General features: G+C 70.5%; 3 protein-coding genes. All 3 read left to right on the forward strand.

Annotation, left to right across the window (positions count from 1 at the left end):
• Positions 1-32: 32 nt before the first annotated feature.
• Positions 33-1,475 carry a cupin domain-containing protein gene (locus G5S35_RS35650; protein WP_183040184.1) on the forward strand — a complete coding sequence of 481 codons (1,443 nt, stop codon included), beginning with the start codon at positions 33-35 and terminating at the stop codon, positions 1,473-1,475.
• A 272-nt stretch (positions 1,476-1,747) separates the two neighbouring features.
• Positions 1,748-13,276 (forward strand): non-ribosomal peptide synthetase, encoded by an 11,529-nt coding sequence (locus G5S35_RS35655; RefSeq protein WP_183040185.1) that lies wholly within the window; start codon positions 1,748-1,750, stop codon positions 13,274-13,276.
• The gene (locus tag G5S35_RS35660) at positions 13,273-20,232 is read left to right on the forward strand and encodes a non-ribosomal peptide synthetase (RefSeq protein ID WP_183040186.1); all 6,960 of its coding nucleotides are present in this window, start codon (positions 13,273-13,275) and stop codon (positions 20,230-20,232) included. Before G5S35_RS35655 ends, G5S35_RS35660 begins: the two co-directional genes overlap by 4 nt.
• The last annotated feature ends 3 nt before the right edge of the window (positions 20,233-20,235 follow it).

Genomic DNA, 20,235 nt, shown 5'->3' on the forward strand with positions numbered 1-20,235 from the left:
TCGCCGCCATGCCGGCACAAGGAGCTTTCTTCATGACGCAGCGTTATCCCGCTCTATTCGATTTCGGCGACTTCGCCGGGCAAAGCGAAGCCTATGTCGCGCTGATCAAGCAATTCGCGGCCGCGCAGGCATTTCGCAGCGCCACCGTCGATGAACTCGTGCTCGACGACGATTTCCATCGCCGCCCGTTGCGCCCCGAGGATTTCGAATTCCTCAAGTTCATGAAGCCCGTGCGCAGCGACAACGTGAGCCGCCTGCCGTCGCTGGCCTCGAATCGCACGCTGCTGTCGATCTACGAGCTCGACGTCACGCGCGCGCCGCGCAGCGCGGACGCCGCCGACTGGGCGCGTTTCACCGACTTCTATCGCGACGACGTGCGCACGCTCGGCGCGCAACTCACGCCGTTCCTCGAAGCCTATGCGTTCTCGTATCTCGGCGATCAGGCGGCGGGCGACGAGCGCGACGACTTCGTGACGCAAGGCCTTGCGCAACTCTTCGACAGCGAAACGCGCTTCTGGGGTGAAACGTTTGCGCGCCTGATGCGCAACGACTATCTGGAAGAAGGGCTGCGCTTTATCGCGATCCAGCGCTGGGCGCTCGCGCCGTCGCGCCGCCATGCGCTCGGCCGCGCGGCGGCGGGCGGACGCTTCGACGGCCTGCCCGACGACGCGCGTCCGTCCGTGGACGTGATCGATCAGGATCGCGAACTGATCGAAAAAGTCGCGCAGCATGTGGGCGTGACGCGTCAGCAGCATGCGTACTGGCAGTTCTATCTGCCGACCAGCATGGCCAAAACCAATCTGCTGCTTGCGCTGGCGCGCCGTCCGGACCGCGCCTTCGCGCTCGCGGGCGCGGCCTTCGCCGCCGAAGCCGAATGGCTCGCGTTCATGGGCGCGCTCGAACGCGCGTGTGCGCATCTGCGCGGACCGCAGCGCGCGGGCAGCGAGATCGCGGCGCGTCGCGCGGAACTCGAAGCACGCGCGAGCCGCGCCGTGCGGGCGATCGGCGAGCGCTTCGGCGCGGCGGCGCGTGCGCAGTTCATCAAGGGTTTCGCGGCCGGCGATCATCTCGGGGAACGCGCGCGGTGGGATCTGGGCGAGCAGCTCAAATGGCTGTCGGCGATTCCGCGCTTCTGCGATTTCGCGCGCCGCATCAGCGCGCGCATCGACGTGGAATGCCCGGACATCGACCGCGAAACGTTTATCGAGCCGCATGAAATGTGCTCGACCACGCACGTGCACAACGACCATCGGCTCGTGACGATCCAGGAAGGCGAGATGCTGTTCTGGGGCAATCTCGGCATGCAGTTGCAGATGTTCGAAGGCGACATGGTGCTGATTCCCGACGGCCGTCTGCATGGTTCGACGGTCACGTCGAGCGAATGCACGTATCACCAGCCGATCATTCCCGACGACTGGGTTCAAGCGCTCATGCTCGAACTTGAAGCGCCCGACGCCGCGCGCGCCGCGGCCTGACGCACGGGCCACGCGCCTGATCGTCAGCGCGGCTTCAAGCGTAGATTCAGACGCGGATCCAGACGCACCAGCAAGCACAGCTTGACCGCAGCACGACGCGCCGCCGCCCGGCGCGCGTCATCCGTTCTCCAGCCACCTCGCCAGAAGGTGCGGACGCTCCCCACATAAAAATCATGACCCGATTGTCGCGGGGCCACGCGGCGCGCCGCCGCTGCCGCCGTGCGCGGCTCGAGCCTCGCGACAGACCCGTGCGGAACCCAAGGAACGAGACGATGCAACCCAACGACGAACTGATGCAGCAAGAGACGCCGAACGCAGCGCTGAACGAAGCGCCGGTCTTCACGGCGCAGGACTGGAAAAGCCGCATTATCAAGGGCCGCGCGTGCGGCGCCGACGTGCAGCCGCCCGCCTGGCTCGACGCCTCGTACGCGACGCTGCGCGAGCAGGTGATGCATCCGGCGTATCCGTGCTTCTTCGGCACGCAGGCCGAGCGGCGCGGCGAAATGTTCTATTCGTTCGTGCACGGCAAGGACATCGCCGATCTGCCGGCCACGATGCAAACCTTCGCGGAACTGGCTTCGCTGCCGCAATACCGCAAGAACAACATCGCCGTGTTTTTCGAGCCCGATGCCGAGCCGCTCTCGCACGACGCGTATCACGAACTCTTCTGGCACGCGCTGCAGCAACTGCACAACGTCGATCCCGATCCGCAGGCCGATCAGCAGCCCGAACCGTCCGACGAATCGTGGGAGTTCTCGTTCGCGGGCGTGCAGATGTTCGTGGTGTGCGCGTGCCCGTCGTTTTCGCTGCGTCACAGCCGCAATCTCGGGCCGGGCATGGTGCTGCTGTTCCAGCCGCGCAGCGTGTTCGTGGACACCATCACCAACAAGGTGATCGGCCGCGAGGCGCGCAACCAGGTGCGCAAGCGCCTCGAAACGTGGGATGACACGCCCGCGCATCCGGACCTTGGTTTTTATGGCGATCCAGGCAATCTCGAATGGAAGCAGTATTTCCTCGACGACCACAACGTGCGCGCCGCCGATGTCTGCCCGTTCCTCAAGCGCAAGGCGCGCGAGGCGGGCGTGCAGCCGCTCGCGGCGCGGCGCGAGCGCGAGCTTGAATCCGCCACCGAACCTGGGCCTGCCGCCATGACGCCTGCATCGCCTGCATCGCCCGCGCCCGCATCGACGGCGGATTTCGCGGCCATCGCGCGCAACTACGCGAGCCTGCCCGCCGACCGGCGCGCGACGTTCCGCGCGCGTCTGCGCGAGCGCGGGCTGAGCGGCAAGGCGCTGCCGATCGTGCCGCTCGCGGACCGCACGCAGCGCTTCGCGCTGTCGCCCGCGCAGGCGCGCCTCTGGTTCCTCTGGCAACTGAATCCCGACGACGCGGGCTACAACATCGCGGGCGCGCTGCGTCTCGAAGGCGCGCTCGACGTCGACCGATTGCGCGCGGCGCTCGATCATGTGGTCGCGCGGCACGAGGCGCTGCGCACGCATTTCGAGGAACGCGACGGGCAGGTCGAGCAGATCGTCGGCGGCGTGAATTACGCGTGGTCCGAGGTCGATCTGCGCGACGCGTCGCTGTCCGATGCGCTCGACCAGCAGCTTCAGTCGCTCTCGCTCGCGCCGTTCGATCTCACGCGCGGCCCGCTGCTGCGCATCGCCTTGCTGCGCGAAGCGGCAACGATCGACGATAGCAACGAAAGCGCGCAGCGCCACGTGCTGCACGTCGCGCTGCATCACATCGTGGCCGATCACGCGTCGGTCAAACTGCTGCTCGACGAATTCGTCGCGGCCTATGGCGAACTGATGGCGGGGCGCACGCCCGCCGCCTCGCCGCTGGCCGTGCAGTACGGCGACTTCGCGGCGTGGCAGCAGGAATGGGCCGACGACGGCGAGCGCGACGCCGCCTTGCACTACTGGACCACGCAACTCGGCGACACGCCCGCGGCGCTCGATCTGCCGGTGACGAAGCCGCGCGGCGGCATTCGCAACGTGCCGGGCGCGCGCGCGAGCGTCGATCTCGACGCGGCCACCGCGCGCGCGCTCAAGTCGCTCGCCGCCGCGCGCCGCACGACCTTGCCGACGCTGCTGCTCGCCGCGTACGCGGTGCTGCTCGCACGCTACACGGGCCAGCAGGATCTGCGCATCGGCATGCCGGTGTCGGGCCGCAATCGCCTGGAAACCGAGCCGCTGATCGGCTTCTTCGTCAACACGCTGGTGATTCGCGCCGATCTGCGCGGCGCGGCGAGCTTCGGCGCGCTGCTCGATCGTCTGCATCAGACCGTGCTCGATGCGCATCGTCACGACAGCCTGCCGTTCGCGCAACTGGTCGAAGTGCTGCAACCCGAGCGCAACGCGGGCCAGACGCCGCTGTTCCAGGTGATGTTCAACCACACGCGCGCGCAGCGCGTGGCATTCGAGGTCGCGGGCCTGCAGGTGAGCGAATTGAGCGCCGATCTGCCGACCGCGCGCTTCGACCTCGTGCTCAACGCAATCGAGCGCGACGACGGCGTGCGCCTCGCGTTCAACTACGCCGCCGATCTGTTCGAGCCGGCCATCGTCGAGCAGATGCTGAATCATCTTGCGCGTCTGCTCGCGCAGGTTGCCAGCGTGATCGAGCAGCCGCTCGCAAGTTTCGCGCTCGTGGACGAACGCGTGCGCGAACGCACGCAACCGGACGCCGCCGCGAACGCCGCCGCATTCGAAGCCGTCGGCGCGCGATTCAGCCGCCGCGCCGCCGCGCAGCCGCACGCGCAGGCCGTGCATTGCGAAGGCGAGACGCAGCGTTACGGCGAACTGGAACGCTGGAGCACGCGGATCGCGACGCGTCTGCGCACGCTCGGCGCGCGGGCCGATCAGCGCATCGGCCTGTGCGTGGAGCGCTCGGCCGCGCTGGTCGCGGGCGTGCTCGGCGTGCTGAAGTCGGGCGCGGCCTTCGTGCCGCTCGACCCCGCGTATCCGCTCGAACGCCTCGCCGCGATGCTCGACGACGCCGGAATCGACTGCGTGCTGGCCGATGCGGCGGGCGCGGCGCGTCTGGGCGCGCTGCTGAACGGGCGCGAAACCGTCGACATCGCCTCGCTCGCGAGTGAAGCAAATGATGCAGACGAAAGCGCCCGCGCCACGTCCGCCGCGCCGATCCACCCCGACCAGCTCGCCTACGTGATCTACACCTCGGGCTCGACCGGACGCCCGAAAGGCGTGGCGATCACGCACGGCACGCTCGCGCGTCACCTCGACGATTTCATCGGCACCTACGCGATCGGCGCGCACGACAAGCAACTGCAATCGTCGACGATCAACTTCGACGTCGCGCTGCACGAAATGCTGCCCGCGCTGCTGATGGGCGGCCAGATCGAAATGCGCGGCCCGCAGCTCTGGGACCCGGAAACCACGAGCCGTCATCTGATCGAGCAGAAGGTCACGTTCGCGCGCATTCCCACCGCTTACTGGCAGCAATGGCTGCGCGAGCCGCCGCCCGCCGACGCGCTCGCAGCGCTGCGCCAGATCACCGTGGGCGGCGAGGGCCTGCCCGGCGACGCGCTGCGTCAGTGGCGCAGCGGCCCGCTCGGCCATATCCGCCTCGACAACCTTTACGGGCCGACCGAAACCACCATCGCCTGCCTGTATCGCGAGACGCGCGCGCAGGACGAGGCGCAGGCGATCGTGTCGATCGGCGGCCCGTATCCGTCGCGCACCGCGCGCGTGTGCGACGCCGACGGCAACGAAGCGCCGGTCGGCGCGCTCGGCGAACTGTGCGTCGGCGGCGACACGCTCGCGCGTGGCTATCTGGGCCGCGCCGCGCTCACGGCCGAACGCTTCGTGCCCGATCCGCAGGGCGCGCCCGGCAGCCGTCTCTATCGCACCGGCGATCTGTGCCGCCGGCGCCTGGACGGCAGCATCGACTTTCTCGGCCGCCTCGATCAGCAGGTCAAGCTGCGCGGCCATCGCATCGAACTCGGCGAAATCGAAGCCGTGCTGCGCGAAGCGCCGGGCGTCGAAGCGGCCGCCGCCGCATTGCGCGGCGAGGGCGACGCGAAGCGCCTCGTCGGCTACGTGGTGGGCGAGGCCGACGACACGGCCGTGCGCCGTCTGCTGCAAAGCCGTTTGCCGGGCTACATGGTGCCGTCCGCGCTGGTCTGGCTCGACCGCCTGCCGACGATGCAAAACGGCAAGCTCGACCGCGCCGCGCTGCCCGAGCCGGGGCAGGACGCTGCGCGCCGCCGCACCGCGCCGCGCAGCGAGACTGAACGCACGCTGCTGGCGATCTGGCAGACCGTGCTCGGCCGCGACGATCTGGGCGTGACCGACAACTTTTTCGAAATCGGCGGCCATTCGCTGCTGATGATGCAGGTCGCCGCGCGCGTTCGCGAGGCGCTCGCTCGCGCGGTCTCGCTGCGCACGCTGTTTCTGAACCCCGTGCTTGCCGATCTCGCCGCGGAACTCGACGCGGAAAGCGACACGCCGGCGAACGTCGACACGATCGTGCCGCGCGCGCCCGGCACGCCGATCCCGCTGACCGACGGCCAGCAGCGTCTCTGGTTCCTCTGGAAGCTCGATCCGGCGAGCGCCGCCTACACGATCTCGGGCGCGGTGGCGCTGACGGGCGCGCTCGACCGCGCGGCCGTGCGCCGTTCGCTCGATGCGCTGGTCGCGCGTCACGAGACGCTGCGCACGCGCTTCGTGGAGCATGCGGGCGAGGCGTGGCAACACGTCGATGCGGCGGGCAGTTACGACTGGCGCGAAGAGCAGCTTGCTCGCGCCGACGAACTCGACGCGCGCCTGAAAGCGCTCACGCGGCTGCCGTTCGATCTCGAACGCGGCCCGATGCTGCGCGTGACGCTGCTGACGTATCCGCACGCAGAGACGCAACTCGCCGACGAAACCGTGTTGCATTTCGCGATGCCGCACATCGTCTCCGATGCGTGGTCGCAAGGCACGTTGCTGCGCGAATTCGCGCAAGGCTATGCGGCGGCGTTGCGCGGCGCGTCGCCCGCGTTCGCGCCGCTGCCGGTGCAATTCGGCGACTACGCGATCTGGCAGCGCGCGCGTCTCGCCGTACAGGACACGGCGCAGATCGACTACTGGATGCGCGAACTGGGCGGTGAAAGTGGCACGAATGACGCGATCGACACGCAGCCGCTGCTCGCGCTGCCCGTCGATCGCGTGCGCACCGGCCCGCGCAGCACGGCGGGCGCCACGCTGCGCCGCACGCTCGATCCCGCGCTGGCGCAGGCGCTCGACGCCGGCGCGCGCGAGCAGGGCGCGACGCGCTTCATGATGTTGCTGGCCGCGTTCGGCTCGCTGCTGCAAGGCTATGGCGGTCAGCAGGACGTGCGCGTCGGCGTGCCCGTCGCGGGCCGCCACCGGCTGGAAACCGAGCCGCTGATCGGCTTCTTCGTCAACACGCTCGTGATCCGCATGACCACGCCGCGCCACGCGCCGTTCAGCGCGCTGCTCGACGAAGTGCGCACGCGCATGGCGGGCGCGCACGCTCACGCCGACGTGCCGTTCGCGACGCTCGTCGAGCGTCTGCAACCGCAGCGCAGCGTCGCGCATACGCCGCTGTTCCAGGCGATGTTCAACTACGTCGAGGAAAACGACGCCGCGCACGGCGCGCCGTGCGCGCTGCCGGGCCTCACGGTGCGCACGCTCGCGGGCACGGCGGCGTCGGCGCAGGTCGATCTTGCGCTCGATGTCGCGGCGCAGGGCGGCCACATCCAGCTCGCGCTCACCTATGCGAGCGACGTGTTCGATGCGGCCACCGTCGAGCGCCTGTTCGACAGTTATCTCGGCGTGCTGCAACAGATCGCGAGCGAACGCGAGACGCGTCATCCGGCGCTGCTCGACGCCGCCGAACGCGCGCGTCTGCTCGCGCTCGGACGCAACGCGCGGCGCTTCGCGCAGGCCGCGTGCGCGCATCGGCTGATCGAGCGCCAGGCGGCCACGACGCCGCACGCCGTCGCGCTCCAGTTCGGCGGCGTCACGCTCAGCTACGCCGAACTCGACGCGCGCGCCAACCGGCTCGCGCATCGGCTGCTGACGCTCGGCGTCGCGCCGGAAACGCGCGTCGGCGTGTGCGTCGAGCGCTCGGCCGACATGGTCGCGGCGCTGCTCGCGGTCCACAAGGCGGGCGGCGCGTATGTGCCGCTCGATCCGGCGCTGCCGGCGGCGCGGCGCGCGTTCATGCTCGCCGATAGCGGCGCGCGCGTGCTGATCGCCGATAGCGCACACGTCGACGACTGCGATCCGCAAACGCGTCTTGCGCGCGTCGAACTCGACCGCGCCGATCTCGGCGACGAACCCGCGCATCGTCCGAATGTGGAGGTGACGGGCGCGCAACTCGCGTATGTGATCTACACCTCGGGCTCGACGGGCACGCCCAAGGGCGTGATGGTCACGCATGGCGCGCTGGGGCACTTCCTGCTCTCGATGCGCGAGGCGCCGGGCCTCGCCGCCGACGACGTGCTCGTGGCCGTCACGTCGCTCTCATTCGACATCGCCGCGCTCGAACTCTTCCTGCCGCTCACGGTGGGCGCGCGCGTGGTGATCGCGCCGCGCGAGACGGTGCGCGACGGTGCGGCGCTCGCGCGTCTGATCGACACGTCGGGCGCGACGGCGCTGCAATCGACGCCCGCGGGTTGGCGGCTGTTGCGCGCGGGCGGCTGGCCTTCGGCCGCGTGGCGGCAAACATCGACGCAAGCGCAAAACACAGCGCAAAACACAGCACCGCGCCGTTTCAAGGCGCTGTGCGGCGGCGAAGCCTTGCAGGCCGATCTCGCGCGCGATCTGCTCGCGCTCGGCGAAGGCATCGAGCTATGGAATCTCTACGGTCCGACCGAAACGACCATCTGGTCGGCGGCGGGCCGCGTGACGGACGCGGCGCCCGTGATCGGCGCGCCCATCGCCGCGACGCAGCTTTACGTGCTCGACGCGAATCTCGATCTCGCGCCTGCGAACGTGGCGGGCGAACTCTATATCGGTGGCGTGGGGCTCGCGCGCGGCTATCAGGGCCGCGCGGGCTTGAGCGCGGCGAGCTTCGTGCCGAATCCGTTCGACACGCCGGGCGCGCGTCTCTATCGCACCGGCGATCTGGCGAAATGGCGCGGCGACGGCAGGCTCGACTATCTGGGCCGCGCCGATCATCAGATGAAGATTCGCGGCTTTCGGATCGAGCCGGGCGAAATCGAGGCGCAATTGCTCGCGCAGGAGGCGGTGCGCGAAGCGATCGTCGTGGCGCAGCAGGCGTCGGCGACTGACGAGCGCGATGTGCGTGATGTCCGCCTCGTTGCTTATGTCGCGCCGCACGCACCTGGTGCCGCAGCCGACGATGCCGCCTTCGGCGCTGCACTGCGCGAACGGCTCTCGCGCGCGCTGCCCGATTACATGGTGCCGGCCGCCGTCGTCGTGCTCGACCGGCTGCCGCTGAACAGCAACGGCAAGATCGACCGTCACGCGCTGCCCGCGCCCACGCTTGAAGCGGGCGCCGACACCTTCGAGCCGCCGCAAGGCGACATCGAAACGCAACTCGCCGACGTGTGGCAATCGCTGCTCGGCGTCGCGCGTGTGGGCCGCCGCGATCACTTCTTCGCGCTCGGCGGCCAGTCGCTGCTCGCGCTGCGGATGACGGCGGCGCTGCGCGAGGCGTGGCGTATCGACGTGCCCGTGCGCCTGGTGTTCGCCGCGCCCGTGCTCGCCGATCTCGCGCGCGAACTGAGCGCGTTGCGTGGCGGTGCGAGCGCCGATGCCACGAACACGAACGCAAACACGGAAACGCACACGCTGCCCGCACGTCCGGCCGACATGGACGCCGCGCCGCTTTCGCCCGCGCAGGCGCGTCTGTGGTTCTTCGCGCGTCTCGATCCGCGCAGCGCGGCCTACAACCTGCCGGGCGCGGTGCGTCTCGAAGGCACGCTCGACCGCGCGGCGGTGCAGGGCGCGCTCGCGGCGCTGGTCGCGCGTCACGAAAGCCTGCGCACGCGTTTCGTGGAAACCGACGGCGAGGCGCTGCAACGCTTCGACGCGCCCGCGCCCGTGCTGTCGGTGCTCGATCTCGCGGATGTGCCGTGCGCGCAGCAGGCCCAGCGTCTCGCCGACACGCTCCAGTCGATCTCGCGCACGCCGTTCGATCTGGACGCGGGGCCGCTGCTGCGCGTGACCTTGATCCGCCTCGGCGAGCGCGATCACGTGTTGCACGTCCTCACGCATCATCTGATCTCCGACGCCTGGTCGAATCAGCTCCTGCTCGACGAGTTCTCACGCGCCTACGCGGCGCACATTCACGGCTTGTTGCCCGAATACGAGCCGCTGCCGCGTCAATACGCCGATTACGCGCTGTGGCAGCGCGACGCGGCGCAAAGCGCGCGCGCCGAAGCCGATCTCGACTTCTGGCGCGTGCGGCTCGCGGGCGAGCACGCCGCGCTCGAACTGCCGTTCGACCGGCGGCCGGGCGCGCGGCGCAGCCAGGCGGGCGGACGCGTCGGCGTCGCGCTTCCGGAGGCGACCGCCGCGGCGGTGCGCACGCTCGCGCGCCGTCACGACACGACCAGCGCGGCCGTGCTGCTGGCGGCGTTCGACCTGCTGCTCGCGCGCTACAGCGGCCAGTACGACATCCGCGTGGGCGTGCCCGTGACGGGACGCGACCGGCTCGACACGCAGCGCATGGTCGGCTTCTTCGTCAACACGCTGGTGGTGCGCAGCGAACTCGACGGCCTCGGCGACGTGAGCGCGCTGGTGCGCCACGTGAGCGAGCGGCTCGTCGAGGCGCAGGCGCATCAGCAGGTGCCGTTCGCGCGCGTGGTCGAGGCGCTGAGCCCCGAGCGCAGCCTTTCGCACACGCCGCTTTTCAGCGTGATGTTCAACTACGACGGCGGCGCGCCGGGCGACGGTTTGCATCTGCCCGGACTGCGCGCGTCGCCGATTGAAACGTCGACGGGCACCGCGCGCTTCGACCTCGTGCTGACCGCGCGCGAAGTGAAGCACACGGCGACGAACACGACGAACGCGACGACGAACGCATCGAAGAACGCATCGAAGAACAGCACGCTGCTGTCCTTCACCTACGCGCGCGACGTGTTCGACGCGGCGACCGTCGATCGTCTGCTCGCCGATTACGTGACGATGCTCGGCCAGATCGTCGCCGATGCGAACACGCCGCTGGCCGCGCTGCAACTCGCGCCCGCGCGGCCGCAAAGCGCAGAACCGTTGCACGCACATCCTTTCTCGCCGGTGGGCGCGCGCATCGCCGAACGGGCGCGCATGCAGCCGCACGCACGCGCGTTGCACTGCGAGGGCGAGCACCTGAATTACGGCGAACTCGACGCCTGGTCGGCCCGCATCGCGCGCACCTTGCAGTCGCACGGCGCGGTCGCGGAGCAGCGCGTCGGTCTGTGCCTCACGCGCTCGGTCGGGCTGGTGGCGGCGCTCGTCGGCGTGCTGCGCTCGGGCGCGGCCTTCGTGCCGCTCGATCCGGCCTATCCGCCCGAGCGTCTGCGCACGATGATCGACGAAGCGCAGCTTGCCTGCGTGCTCGCCGACGCCGCGACGCTCGACGCCTGCGGCGCGCTGTTCGCGGGCCGCGACGCGCTCGACATCGCCGCGCTGCGTGACGGCGCGCGCGACGTCATCGCGCCCGAGGCGCACGCCGCGATCCACCCGGATCAGCTTGCGTACGTGATCTACACCTCGGGATCGGCGGGGCGGCCCAAGGGCGTGGCGGTGAGCCACGACGCGCTGAGCCGCCATCTCGACGACTTCATCGCCACGTATGGCATCGACGCGCGCGACACGCAGCTGCAATCGTCGACGATCAATTTCGACGTCGCGCTGCACGAGATGCTGCCCGCGCTGATGCAAGGCGGCCAGGTCGAAATGCGCGGCCCGCAGTTGTGGGACGCGTCCGCGACGAGCCGCCATCTGAAAGAGGGCCGCGTGAGCTTCGCGCGCATTCCGACGGCCTACTGGCAGCAATGGCTGCGCACGCCGCCGCCGCGCGAGGATCTGGCCGCGCTGCGCCAGATCACCGTGGGCGGCGAGGGCTTGCCCGGCGACGCGCTCGCGCAATGGCAGGCGGGTCCGCTCGCGCACATCCGTCTCGACAACCTCTACGGTCCGACCGAAACCACGGTCGCGTGCATGTATCGCGAAACGCGCGCGGAGGACAGCGCGCAGACCATCGTGTCGATCGGCGAGCCGTATGCGTCGCGCTGCGTCTACGTGATGGACCGCGACGGCAACGAGCTGCCGCCGGGCGCGCTGGGCGAGCTGTGTATCGGCGGGCTCACGCTCGCGCGCGGCTATCTCGGGCGGCCCGGTCTCACGGCGGCGAGCTTCGTGCCCGATCCGCAGCGGCCCAGCGCGCGTCTGTATCGCAGCGGCGATCTGTGCCGACGCCGCGCGGACGGCAGCATCGACTTCCTCGGCCGTCTCGATCAGCAGGTGAAGCTGCGCGGTTTCCGCATCGAGCCGGGCGAGATCGAGGCGGTGCTGCGCGAGGCGCCGGGCGTCACGGCGAGCGCCGTGGCGCTGCACGGCGAGGGCGACGCGAAGCGGCTGGTCGGTTATGTCGTCGGCGATGCTGACGAAGCCGACGACGGCGCACTGCGCCGCGTGCTCGAAAGCCGGCTGCCCGCGTACATGGTGCCGTCGGCGCTGGTGCGGCTCGAACGCCTGCCGCTGATGCAGAACGGCAAGCTCGACCGTGCGGCGCTGCCCGCGCCGCAGGCGGGCGCATCGGCGGCGCGCGTGGCGCCGCGCACGCCGCTCGAAGCGCGTCTGCTCGCGCTGTGGCAGGAGGTGCTGCCGCAAGCCGAATTCGGCGTCACCGACGACTTCTTCGCGGCGGGCGGTCATTCGCTGCTCGCGCTCAAACTGCTGGCGCGCGCCCGCGATCTGGATTTGCCGGGCCTCACGCTCGAAGCGCTGTTCCAGCACGCGACGGTGCGCGCGCTGGCCGCGCATATCGAATCGGCGACGACCCAGGCGCACGGTGCGCCGCGTGCGTCGAATATCGTCGCGCTGTCGCCGTGCAGCGACCTGCCGCGCGTGTTCGCGCTGCATGCCGCGTCGGGTCTCGTCGCCGACTACCGGCCGCTCGCCGAAGCGCTCGACGGCGTGGCCAGCGTGCATGGCGTGCAGGCGCCGTTCCACACCGAAAGCTGGTGGCCCGGCGATCTCGCGCACCTGGCCGCCGATTACGCGGCGCGCATCCGCAGCGTGCAGCCGCACGGGCCGTATCGGCTGATCGGCTGGTCGGTCGGCGGACTGCTCGCCGCCGAGGTGGCGCGCGCGCTCGTCGAGGACGGCGCGCAGGTGGCCTTCGTCGGACTGATCGACGCCTACGTGCCGCACGCCGACGACGCCGCGCCCGACGACGCCTTTATCAGCGCCGACACCGCGCAGAACTGGCACGCGAGCGACGCCGAACTGCGCACGCTGCTCGACGGCGCACGCCGCCGCTGGCCGCTGCCGGACACACTCGACGACGATCCGCAGACGCGCGCGCTGCTCGGCAAGGTGCTGCTGTTCCAGCGCCATCTGGGCCATATCGCGCGCGTGCAGCCCGCGTCCCGCGCGCCGGTCGATCTGACGCTCTGGTGGTCCGGGCGCGCGCCGCATCGTTCGGTGGCCGAGTCCGCCGCGATGTGGCAGGCGCGCGTGGCGGGCCGCGTCACGCAGGCCGGTTCGATCGACGCGGATCACCAGGGCATCGTGCGGCACCGCGACCTGTTCGAGGCGCTCGCGCGCGAACTGCGCGCGAGCCTCGCGCAAGCCGCCTGGCTGGAGGCAACGCGATGAACGCCGCGCAACACATTGTGTTTCCCCACGGCATCGACACCGACGCCGTGCCCGCGCACGGACTCGCGGCGCGCCTGCGCGCGCTCGCGCAACAGCGGCCCGAGGCCACGGCGCTGATCGTCATCGACGCCGACGGCGACACGCGCTACGACTACGCGCAACTCGACCGCCGCGCGCGGGCGCTGGCGGCGCGTTTCGCGCGCGACGGCGCGGCGGCCGAGCGCGCGCTGATCCTGATGGATAGCGGCGTCGATTACGTGAGCGCGTTCTTCGGTTGTCTGTACGCGGGCGTCGTGGCCGTACCGGTCTATCCGCCGGAGTCGAAGCGCGAACAGCATCTCGCGCGTCTGCGCGGCATCGCGCGCGATGCGGGCGTGCGCTACGTGCTGACGACCGCCGCGCTGCACGAGCGCCACGCCGACGCCTGGTCGATGCTCGCGCCGGGCGCGGACGTGGTGGCCGTCGATACGTTAGACGCGCGCGATACGCCGTCCGATGCGCCGCTGCATCCCGTGCGCGCGGACGATCTCGCGTTTCTCCAGTACACCTCGGGATCGACGGGATCGCCGAAGGGCGTGATGGTGAGCCACGGCAATCTGCTCGCCAACGAGATCGCGATCCAGGCGGGACTCGGCGTGCGCCCCGACGACGTGTTCGTCAGCTGGCTGCCGCTGTATCACGACATGGGATTGATCGGCAGCCTGTTGCAGCCGGTGTTCAGCGGCATTCCGCTCGTGCTGATGTCGCCGCAATACTTTCTGGAGCGGCCGTTGCGCTGGCTCGACGCCATCGCGCGCCATCGCGGCACGATCTCGGGCGCGCCGGATTTCGCCTATCGGCTGTGCGCGGAACGCATCAACGACGAGACGCGCGCGAAGCTCGATCTGTCGAGCTGGCGGCTCGCGTTTTCGGGCTCGGAACCGGTGCGGCGCGACACGCTCGACGACTTCGTCGCGCGCTTCGCGCCGGCGGGTTTCGACGCCGCCGCGCTCTATCCGTGCTATGGGCTCGCCGAGGCGACGCTGTTCGTCACCGGCGGCGTGCGCGGCGCGGGACTCGTCTCGCACGCGTTCAGCAGCGCGGCGCTTTCGGCGGGACGCGCCGAGGCGGCGCGCGCGGACGAAGCGGCCACCGTGCTGGTCGGCTGCGGCGCGGTGCAGGCCGGGCATCGCGTGGCGATCGTGGCGCGCGCGGCGGCTGAATCGCATGAATCGCATGAAGCGGATGTCGAGACAGAAACGTCGCGCGCGGGCGAACGGCTCGCGGATGGCCGCATCGGCGAAATTCACGTGAGCGGCCCGAGCGTCGCGCACGGCTACTGGCAGCGCGCCGACGCGAGCGCGCAGGCGTTCGTCGACGCCCCGCGCCACGCCGACGGCAGCGGCCCGGCGCGCTGGCTGCGCACGGGCGATCTGGGTTTCGTGCACGACGGACAGCTGTACATCGCGGGCCGCGTGAAGGATCTCGTGATCGTGCGCGGACGCAATCTCTATCCGCAGGACGTCGAGCAGGCCGTGGAGGCGCATGCCGAGTTCGCGCGCAAGGGCCGCGTGATCGCGTTCGGCGCGACGCTCGGCGGCGGCGAGACGCTGGGTCTCGCGCTCGAAATCGCGCCGCGCATGAAAAAGCGCTTCGCGGCCGCGCAGATCGTCGAAACCTTGCGCCGCATCGCGTTCGATGCGTGCGGCGAGACGCCCGCCGCGATCGCGCTGCTCAATCCGGGCGCGTTGCCGAAAACGTCGAGCGGCAAGCTCCAGCGCGCCGCGACGCGCGAAGGCTGGCGCGCACGCACGCTCGACCTCTACGCGCTCTGGGAGCAGGGCGCGTTCGTGATCGGCGGCGACGACGATGCGGCGCGCGCGCCCGACGCACCGGCCGCGCTCGATGCACGCGAAAGCGCGCTGGCCGCGCTCTGGTGCGAGGCGCTCGACGCGCGTCTCGCGCTCGCGCCCGATGCGCATTTCTTCGCGAGCGGCGGCAGTTCGCTGAGCGCGGCACGGCTCGTTGCGCTGATCGGCGCGCGGCTGGGCCGCCGCGTCGCGCTCGCGCAGATCTTCGAAACGCCGACGCTCGCGGCGATGGCCGCGGCGCTTGCGGAACCTGAATCGGTTGAAGAGGCGCAGGACGACGCGCAAGACGAGGCGCAGGACAACGCGCCGATCGAACCCGCCGAAGAGGCCGTGATTTCGCATGCGCAGCAGCGTCAGTTGTTCGCGTGGAGGCTCGATCCCGCGAGCCGCGCGTATCACGTCGCGGCGGGCATCCGGCTCGACGGCGCGCTCGATCGCGAGGCCTTGCGCCAGAGCCTCGATCGCCTGTGCGAGCGTCACGCGGCGCTGCGCACGCATTTCGTCGAAACCGGCGACGCCGCGCACCTTTACGCGCCGCGCACCGAAGCCGCCGCGCCGCTTGCGTGGGCGCATGTCGATTTGAGCGATCTCGGCGATATCGACGAACACGACCGTGAGCGCGCGCTCCGCGAATGCGCGCAACGTTTCGCCGACGCGCCGTTCGACCTGCTGCGCGGGCCGCTGCTGCGCGCGGGACTCGTGCGCATGAGCGACGAACGTCACGTGCTGATGCTCGCGCTGCATCACATCGCCACCGATGGCTGGTCGATGCAGTTGCTGGTCGAGGAACTCGTCGACGGTTATCGTGCCGCGCTTGATGGCGCAACGACGCATGGGGAAGCGCAAGCAAAAGCAAAAACACGCATCACCTACGCCGATTACGCCGCGTGGCAACGCCGCTGGCTCGCGAGCGATGCAGCGGCGCGGCAACTCGCGTACTGGCGCGCGGCGCTGGCCGACGACGCACCGCCGCTCGCGCTGCCCTACGACCACACCGCCACCGATACCGCAAGCGAAAACGCCGATCCGCGCGCCGCCGCGCGCGTCGCGTTCGCGCTGCCTGCGCCGCTCGCGCAGGCGGTGCGCGCGTCGGCGGCCCGGCATCGCGCGACGCCGTTCGTCGTGCTGCTCGCCGCGTATCACGCGTGGCTTTATCGCGTGACCGGGCAGCGCGCAATCCGCACCGGCGTACCGGTCGCGAACCGCACGCGGCCCGAGACGCACGACGTAATCGGCTTCTTCGTCAACACGCTGGTGCTGCACAGCGATTGCGAGGCCGCGACGCCGCTCGCGAGCCTGTTCTCGCAACTGCGCCAGCGCACGCTCGACGCGCAGGCGAACCAGGCGCTGCCGTTCGACGTGCTGGTCGAGCATCTGCGGCCCGCGCGCGACGCGCAGCACGGTCCGCTGTTCGAGACCAGTTTCAATTACCTGAGCGACGATTACCCGGCGCTCGCGCGTTGGCCGGGGGCGCGCGCCGAGCGCGTCGAGATCGCGGAGACGCACGTGAAGGTGCCGCTCGCGCTCGACCTGCGCGAAAGCCGCGACGGCTCGATGCGCGCTTACTTCACCTACGCGAGCGCGCGCTTCGACGCGGCCAGCGTCGAGCGCATGGCCGCGCAGTATCTGCGCGCGGTGGAGGCGTTCGCGCACGCACTCGGCGATCGAAGCGCCGACATGACCGATGCCGCCGCGCCGACGCTGGCCACGCTCGATCTGCTCGATGCCGACGAACGCGCGCGCGTGAGCGCCGCAAGCGTCGCGCGGCGCACGCCGCCGGGCGAGCCGATTCATCTGCGCGTCGCGCGGCATGCGGACACGCAACCGGATGCGCCGGCCGTCATCGATGGCGCGCTGCGCATGAGCTACGCGGAACTCGACGCGCGCGCGGCGCACGTCGCGCAATGGCTGCTCGCGCGCGATCTTCAGGGCGGCGAGCCGGTCGCGATCGTCGCGCATCGCTCGGCGCGCTTTGTCGTGGCGATGCTCGGCGTGCTCAAGGCGGGCGGTGCGTATGTGGCGCTCGACGCGGGCAATCCGACGCAACGCCTCGCGCAGACGCTGCGCGATTGCGGCGCGCGTCTCGTGCTGTGCGAGGACGATTGCTCCGCGCTCGACCTCATGGGCGTGCAGCACGCGCGCATCGACGCGGCGCAAGAAGAAGCACAGCGAGAGCAACACCTTCGCGCGCCCCATGCATTGCCCGCCGTCGATCCGCGCAGCGCCGCCTACGTGATCTACACGTCGGGATCGAGCGGCGCGCCCAAGGGCGTGGTGATCGCGCACGGGGCACTGACGAACTATGTCGACGCCGTGCTCGCGCGGCTCGATCCGCCGCCGCGCGCGCGCTTCGCGATGGTCTCGACCATCGGCGCCGATCTCGGCCATACGGTGCTGTTCGGCGCGCTCGCCTCGGGCGGCGCGCTGCATCTGATCGATCGCGACACCACGCTCGACGCCGACCGTTTCGCGCAGACGCTGGCGGCCGCGCGCATCGACGTGCTCAAGATCGTGCCGGGCCATCTGCACGCGCTGCTGCAAGCCGAACGCGCCGCCGACGCGCTGCCCGCGCATACGCTTGTGCTCGGCGGCGAGGCGACCTCGTGGGAACTGCTCGACACGATCGCCGCGTTGCGGCCCGATTGCCGCGTCCACAATCACTATGGCCCGACCGAGACGACGGTCGGCATTCTCACGCAGCCTGCCGCTCAGGCGTGCCGCGCGGCGGCGACCTTGCCGCTGGGCCGCCCGCTCGACAACAACGAAACCTGGCTGCTCGACGAGCATCTGAATCCGGTCGGCACGGGCGGGACCGGCGAGCTGTATCTGGGCGGCGCGGGCGTCGCGCTCGGCTATCTGCACCAGCCCGCGCTCACGGCCGCGCGCTTCGTGCCGCATCCGTTCGCGGCGGGCGCGCGGCTGTATCGCAGCGGCGATCGCGCGCGGCGTCTCGCCGACGGCAGCCTCGAATATCTCGGCCGTATCGACGATCAGGTGAAGATTCGCGGCTATCGCGTGGAGCCCGGCGAGATCGCGGCGCGCCTGAAGGCGCTCGACGGCGTGCGCGACGCGGCGGTGATCGTGGTGGCGGGCGCGCGCCTGGCCGCGTTCGCGACGCCGCAGCCCGGCGCGTCGCTCGACGCGGCGGCGCTCAAGCGCGCGCTGGCCGCGCTGTTGCCCGACTACATGGTGCCGTCGGTGTTGCGGGTGATCGACGCGCTGCCGCTGAATCGCAACGGCAAGCTCGATCGTCAGGCGCTGAGCGCGCTCGCGCGTCCGGCCGCGCCGCATCGCGAGGCCGCGCGTGCGGCGCCGCAAGGCGAGACCGAAACGGCGCTCGCGCAATGCTGGGCCGCGCTGCTGGATCCGTCGAATGGCACAGACAACGCAACGGACAACGCAACCGCCACGCCATCGCTGACGATCGCCCGCGACGACAGTTTCTTCGCGCTCGGCGGCCATTCGCTGGCGGCGATGCGGCTCGCGTCGCGCGTGCGTTCGCGCTGGTCGGTCGAACTGCCGCTGCGCGAGATCTTCGCGTCGCCGACGCTGGCCGCGCTCGCCGCGCGTATCGAAGCACAGCGTGCGGATTCGGATCGTGCTTCGAATCAGGTGTCGAACAAGGCCGCAAACGCCGAATCCGCCACGCCGCTGCACGCGCTCGCGGACCGCAGCGCCTTGCCGCTTTCGCTGATGCAGCAGCGCATCTGGGTCGTCGATCAACTCGCGGACCGCGCGCTCGCGTCGTACAACATGACGGCGGGGCTCGATCTGCGCGGCCCGCTCGACGCGGCGCGGCTGCAACGCAGCCTGGCCGCCTTGATCGCGCGTCACGAGGTGCTGCGCTCGGCCTTCGACGCCGACGACGAGGGCGATCCGGTGCTCAAGATCGCGCCGCGCATGGAGGTGTTGATGCCGGTGATCGAGCCGCTCGCGCATCCGGACAACGACGCGAACAGCCACACAAACAGCCACACAAACAGCGACGAGAACGCGCGGACCCAAGCCACCGCCCAGGCGCTCGACGACGCCGCGCGCACGCCGTTCGATCTGTCTCGCGCGCCGCTCGTGCGCGCGACGCTGCTGCGTTTCGATGCCGCGCATCACGTGCTGATCGTGTCGCTGCATCACATCGTCGCCGATGGAGGGTCGGTGCATATCCTGCTCGACGAACTGTGCGAGCTCTACCGCGCGCAACGCGACGGCGCGCCGCCCGCGCTCGCGCCGCTGGCCGTGCAGTACGCCGATTACGCACACTGGCAGCGCGCGCGTTTCACGCCCGACGCGGTGCGCGAGGCGCAGCAGTTCTGGCGCGGCTATCTCGCCGATGCGCCGGCGCTGCTGCCGCTGTCGACCGATCGCGCGCGGCCCACGCGGGTGTCGCACGCGGGCGCGGCGCGCCATTTCCGTCTCGACGCGACGCTCGGCGCACGCGTGCGCACGCTCGCGCAGGCGCACGGCATGACGCCGTTCGCCGTGCTGCTCGCGAGCTTCCAGTGGTTCCTGCATCGCCACACGGGCGCGGACGATCTGGTGATCGGCACCGATGTCGACGGACGCGAGCGCGCCGAGCTGGAAGCGCTGATCGGCTTCTTCGTCAACGTCGTGCCGCTGCGCTCGCGCATCGCCGCCGACGGCGCGAATCTCGCGAGCTTCGACGCGTGGCTCGACGCCGCCAGACAGTCGACGTGGGACGCGCTCGATCATCGCGCGCTGCCGTTCGACCGCATCGTCGACGCGCTCGCGCTCAAGCGTCGCCGCGACGCCAATCCGCTCGTGCAGGTGCTGTTCGTGCTGCGCGACCTGCCGCGCGGCAACACGCGCGTGCCGGGACTCGCGGTCGAGTTGCTGCGCCCGCCGACGACGCAGTCGAAATTCGACATGGCGCTGTTCGTCGAAGCCGTGGACGGCGGCTACGACATCGAATGGGTCTACGCGAGCGCGCTGTTCGACGCCGCGACCATCGAGCGCGCGTTCGACGCGTGGCGCGCGACGCTCGACGCGGTGAGCGCCGATCCGCGCGCGCCGCTTGCATCGTCCTTGTCTACCTCGCCGTTATCCGCGGACGTCGCGCACGACGCCCGCAGCCCAGAACGAGAGTGCTGAAAT

Source organism: Paraburkholderia tropica (assembly GCF_014171495.1).
Lineage (GTDB): Bacteria > Pseudomonadota > Gammaproteobacteria > Burkholderiales > Burkholderiaceae > Paraburkholderia > Paraburkholderia tropica.